3 protein-coding genes are annotated in these 4601 nt (G+C 42.2%); 2 read left to right on the top strand and 1 reads right to left on the bottom strand.

Features of this window, described 5'->3' with window-relative positions; translation table 11 throughout:
* Positions 1 to 1146: 1146 nt before the first annotated feature.
* Together ABLA85_RS16375 and ABLA85_RS16370 are read left to right on the top strand one after the other, a co-directional pair.
* Positions 1147 to 2064 (top strand): integrase domain-containing protein, encoded by a 918-nt coding sequence (locus tag ABLA85_RS16375; RefSeq protein ID WP_367965432.1) that lies wholly within the window; start codon positions 1147 to 1149, stop codon positions 2062 to 2064.
* A 968-nt stretch (positions 2065 to 3032) separates the two neighbouring features.
* Positions 3033 to 4226, top strand: a complete 1194-nt coding sequence (locus tag ABLA85_RS16370) for an IS4 family transposase (RefSeq protein ID WP_367965431.1) — start codon at positions 3033 to 3035, stop codon at positions 4224 to 4226.
* Between the two features lie 119 nt (positions 4227 to 4345).
* Here ABLA85_RS16370 and cspA read toward each other — a convergent pair whose 3' ends face one another.
* On the bottom strand, positions 4346 to 4558 hold the full coding sequence (gene cspA / locus ABLA85_RS16365; protein WP_367965433.1) for an RNA chaperone/antiterminator CspA: 213 nt from the start codon (positions 4556 to 4558) through the stop codon (positions 4346 to 4348).
* Positions 4559 to 4601 lie beyond the last annotated feature (43 nt).

The following is a 4601-nucleotide window of genomic DNA, read 5'->3' as shown; positions in this document are numbered from 1 at the left end:
AAAGTCGAGCATCGCGTTAAGTGTGGATTTAGATAAATATGTAGTACGGCGCGGTTACCTTTTTGAGTATTTAATTTCAAGTGTGAGTAATACCCGTAAAGATAGTCTATTAATAATTTAAAGCACTCGACATGACTATTACAACAGTTTGATTTTGAGAGTATTGTCACGATTATGATGATTATTTTCTTATGCTTGAGTTAAATCTCTCTTTAAGAGGATCGCTAACTGATTATCGGGTTTGTCGTGGAGCCATCACTCGGGATATCTCACAGAGCCTAATCAAGGGGATGAATAGACGAGAAATTATGTTCATCAAGAAAAAGAATGGTACGGTCTTTCTCACCTTAATATCGAACAAAAGTTTGACCTTGCTCAGTCCAACCGATAAGGTATTTAACTGTTACTCATGATCTGTCGTCTGCAAGGATCAGCGTTAAGCGGCGAAACAAAACTCCCGTAGCCTGAAAGGGAGTGCAAGCATTGCGGTACATCTGCGCACTTTTGGAAGCAGGTATCATTGGACACCTAACCCTCCGTCTGATGATGAAAGTCTCCCGGTGTGATTCACCACCGGCTACTCACACAACAGAGCAAAACAGGCTCTGTCTTACGTTAAACAATACTGTTTTCATCGGTACGACATTTATTCACATTTTCAATTCATCACGATCAACGTCCCGAAGATTGTGCGGCGTCACTTGTGTTGAAGCGCAGCGATGACCAAGTGACGTCGCCGGGCGTCAGAGTTCAGAGCGCATTCGGTCTGCCTTTACGACCGATTTGAACCCTGAATTACTCAGTGAAACCATGCAAAACAGACCATTAACAGACATTTTGTTTGATTGACGAACGAATTCCAGATCTGGTTTTCAACCCACCGCCTTAAAACAGGCTGATGCAGTAAAAAAAGGAGAGACGACATACGTCAAGATAATGAGGCGTTCATCCTGAGCTGATCAGGCAATGAACGGGGAGCCATCCATCGCTGTGCTCAGCACGTCGCGAGCTCCTGCAATAACTCAACACAACCTCACTCTGCTACACATTATCTGACGCATCACGGAACGGTGAACCTGAACCGGCACGCAGAGATTTGTTTAAAAAATGAATAAAAACAGAGAAAAAATGACAGGAGAGGCGGGAATGGCGCAGAAATCGGCACGTTCAAAAATTGAGTTGTTCAGGAAAGCATTTATTACCCATGCCCGACAAGCGGGTGGGAGCTTTGCCACGGTGGCCGATCGTGAACGGATTGCCCGGCAGTTTCTTAACTTTCTCAAGGATAAAGGCATTAAGCTCCGGCAGATGGACAGCCTTAAGGTCAAATATATTGAACGCTATATTGCAGAGCGAAAGGCCAACCAGATCAGCCACCGGACTCTGCAAAATGAAATGTCCGTGCTGAGAAGCATTTTAGCGCAGGCCGGAAAGCATAAGCTGGCTGATCCCAATAATGCCCGTTTGAGCAACCGGGCACTCGGTATTGTTGCAATAAACCGAAAAGGAACTAAAACGGCGTTGGCACCGGCTGCGTTCCGTGAAATATTTCAGCAGGTCGAGCAAAAAGATCGGAGTGTGGCGGCGGTGATGCAACTGGCGTATGTTCTGGGGTTGCGCACCAAAGAAGCGGTGGAAGCCTATAAATCGCTAGCCACCTGGAAAAAAGCACTGGAAAATGGGCAAACCTCTGTGCGGGTGATATTTGGCACCAAAGGCGGACGGCCGAGGCAGACGACCATATTGGATCGGGCAGCGCTGCAACATGCCATTGCTTATGCCGAGCGAGAGCAGGCAGAGCGGGGTGGAAAACTGATTGATAAACCGACGATCACGCAGGCCATAGACCGCTACCGATATATTGTCAGAAGCTCTGGACTGGCGGGTAAGAATGCCCCGCACAGTATGCGTTATCATTTTGCTCAGCAATCCGGTGAATATTACAAAGCACAGAGTTTCAGTGAGCGGGAAGCGCTGGCATTGGCATCAATGGATTTGGGGCATGGTGATGGACGCGGGCGCTACATCAAACAGGTGTATTACCAGAAAGGTGAGGAGGAATAACACTATTTTCCCTGATAAAAGATAATTATCTAGATTAATCGCTACCCTACCTGACCGTCAGCTATGCGCGTAAAGCGGACATGGTGTAAGTCCAAAGTGTCTACGTTACCAGTAGTGATTCAACTATTAACTCTGAAATGTCCCGCGTCCAAGTCGACAGCAATAAAAGAGGACATTTATCATGCGAAATTAATGTAATAAAAAACCCGCACAAGGCGCTGAGGAATCCCCAGAAAATTGACAAGTATAGCAGTGTGTAAATTCTTTATAGTTCAACCAGATCGTTGCTATACCTGCTCGAAAGTTTGTGATAACTCTTTAAAGCTATCTAATCGAAGCAGTTAAGTTATCTCAGAAGCGTTTGAGTGACGTAAATGAGAATAAGGTTATTTGTAATTGACTATAAGCTTCGTCATTAATAAAGTCATAAACCGCTCACAACGAAAAGATTAGAAAATGATTGGTTACTCAACCCCTAACTTACCATCCAGAAACCTAAATAAAACCTATGAATTTTATAAACAATTAGGATTTAATAGAACATATAATAGTGAAAACTGGATGATACTTGAGATGCATGACATTGTATTAGAGTTCTTTCCTCATCAAACGCTAACACTTGAAGATAACTGGTTCAGCTGCTGCATTCGGCTCAGCGATGTACCCACTTTCTTTAATCACACACTATCAATAGGTGTCCCCTTATCAGATTCTGGGCACCCAAGAATTACAGCACCTAAAGAAGATTTAAATTCATCAGTTTTAATTAGTTATCTTATTGATATAGATGGTAATCTTATACGGCTAATTCAATCCGATTAGTAATGCCCATTATTTGCTTTCTGTTGTCACATTTAGCTGATAATAATAATAAATCTCCTAAATATTGAGAAGCTCCCAAAAAAATAGACACTTACTGGCATAGTGTGATCTACTGATTGTTTCACCAAGTCAATAAGGTCACTGCTATGCCCGCACGTAAAATATGTCATAACTTCTTCAAAGATGCTTTAGCGCCGTTTCATAGATACCGTCAAAATGCATTAATCGATGCCACTATTGCTTTGATTCGTGGTGCTTCTCTTACGCTAACCAGCATTGGGCGTTTTTTACCAGGAAGCGCTCACGTCAAACATAAAATTAAACGTGTTGACCGTCTACTCGGTAATGAAGCTCTCCATAGGGATATTCCTGATATCTTTCGTAATATTATTGCCATGCTGACTGAATCACTCTCATTGTGTGTCATTGCTGTTGATTGGAGTGGATATCCCTCACAAGAACATCACGTGATCCGCGCGAGTTTAATTTGTGATGGGCGCTCAATTCCTTTGTTAAGTCAAATAGTTCCCTCATCTGAACAACAAAATGTAAAGATACAAAACGCATTTCTTGACACGTTAGCAAGCGCTGTTAACCCTAAAGCCAGAGTACTTATTGTTACGGATGCAGGCTTTCAAAATGCTTGGTTTAAGCATATAAAAATGCTCGGTTGGGATTTTGTTGGACGCATTCGAGGAAATACTCAACTAAGACTTGAGAAATATGGTGAATTTTGGTTTAAACGGCAAGCTTTAAAAGCGACCACAACCCCACAATTTTTGGGGTTTGGCACATTATCAAAAGCAGAATATGCACGTTGCGATGGTTATTTTTATCTTCATAAAAGACCGAATAAAGGTAGAAAATTCAAAAAAACACGATATCGAATGGTACGAAAATCTCAAGTCAAAGATGGGCGCTCGGCAGCGATGGAGCCTTGGCTTATTTTTACTAGCATGAATGATTTTAAACCTCGTCAGGTTATGAAACTTTACAGCCGAAGAATGCAAATAGAGCAAAATTTTAGAGATGAAAAGAGTGAACGTTTTGGATTTGGCCTTAGAGCGAGTTATAGTCACGGTGCTGGTCGCTTATCTGTATTGAGCCTACTTGCTACACTGAGTTCGATTGTACTTTGGCTGATTGGTTTTTATGCCGAAAATAAAGGAATACACCTTAATTATCAGGCAAATAGTATTAAATCAAGGCGAGTTATCTCTCATCTTACATTAGCGGAGAATGTATTACGACATTCCCCACTAATATTATTTGAAATCGTTCTTAATAAAACACTCAAATACCTCGCCAAAATCTACCAAAATATGGTTTTGATTTATTAGTGCTAATTTGTGGGGATCCCTCAGCGCACAAGGCGGGTTCATTTTATTATCAGCAGAGCTTAGCTGCTCAGACTATTGCCTTCATCGCTATTGTAAGTGTCGCTAATAATTAGCGACGCTTACAGCGCTGTGACGTTTCCAGCTGCAGGGCCTTTAGCGCCCTTTTCAATAGTGAAGGAGACCTGCTGACCTTCATCAAGCGTTTTGTAGTTGTCACTCTGGATAGCAGAGAAATGTACGAATACATCCTTGCTGCCGTCGTTCGGAGTGATAAAGCCAAAACCTTTATCTGCGTTAAACCATTTTACTAAACCAGTCATTTTATTAGACATAGATACTTCCTTTATTGATGAACCACTAAGAGTGGCGATGATG

The sequence above is a fragment of the Xenorhabdus sp. SGI246 genome (assembly GCF_040838225.1).
Classification (GTDB): Bacteria; Pseudomonadota; Gammaproteobacteria; order Enterobacterales; family Enterobacteriaceae; genus Xenorhabdus; species Xenorhabdus indica.
This window is presented reverse-complemented; position numbering and strand designations above follow the sequence as displayed.

Coding starts and splice junctions, on each gene's coding strand:
- ABLA85_RS16375 (WP_367965432.1), top strand. CDS start 1,147: ATGGCGCAGAAATCGGCACGTTCAAAAATTGAGTTGTTCAGGAAAGCA.
- ABLA85_RS16370 (WP_367965431.1), top strand. CDS start 3,033: ATGCCCGCACGTAAAATATGTCATAACTTCTTCAAAGATGCTTTAGCG.
- cspA (WP_367965433.1), bottom strand. CDS start 4,558: ATGTCTAATAAAATGACTGGTTTAGTAAAATGGTTTAACGCAGATAAA.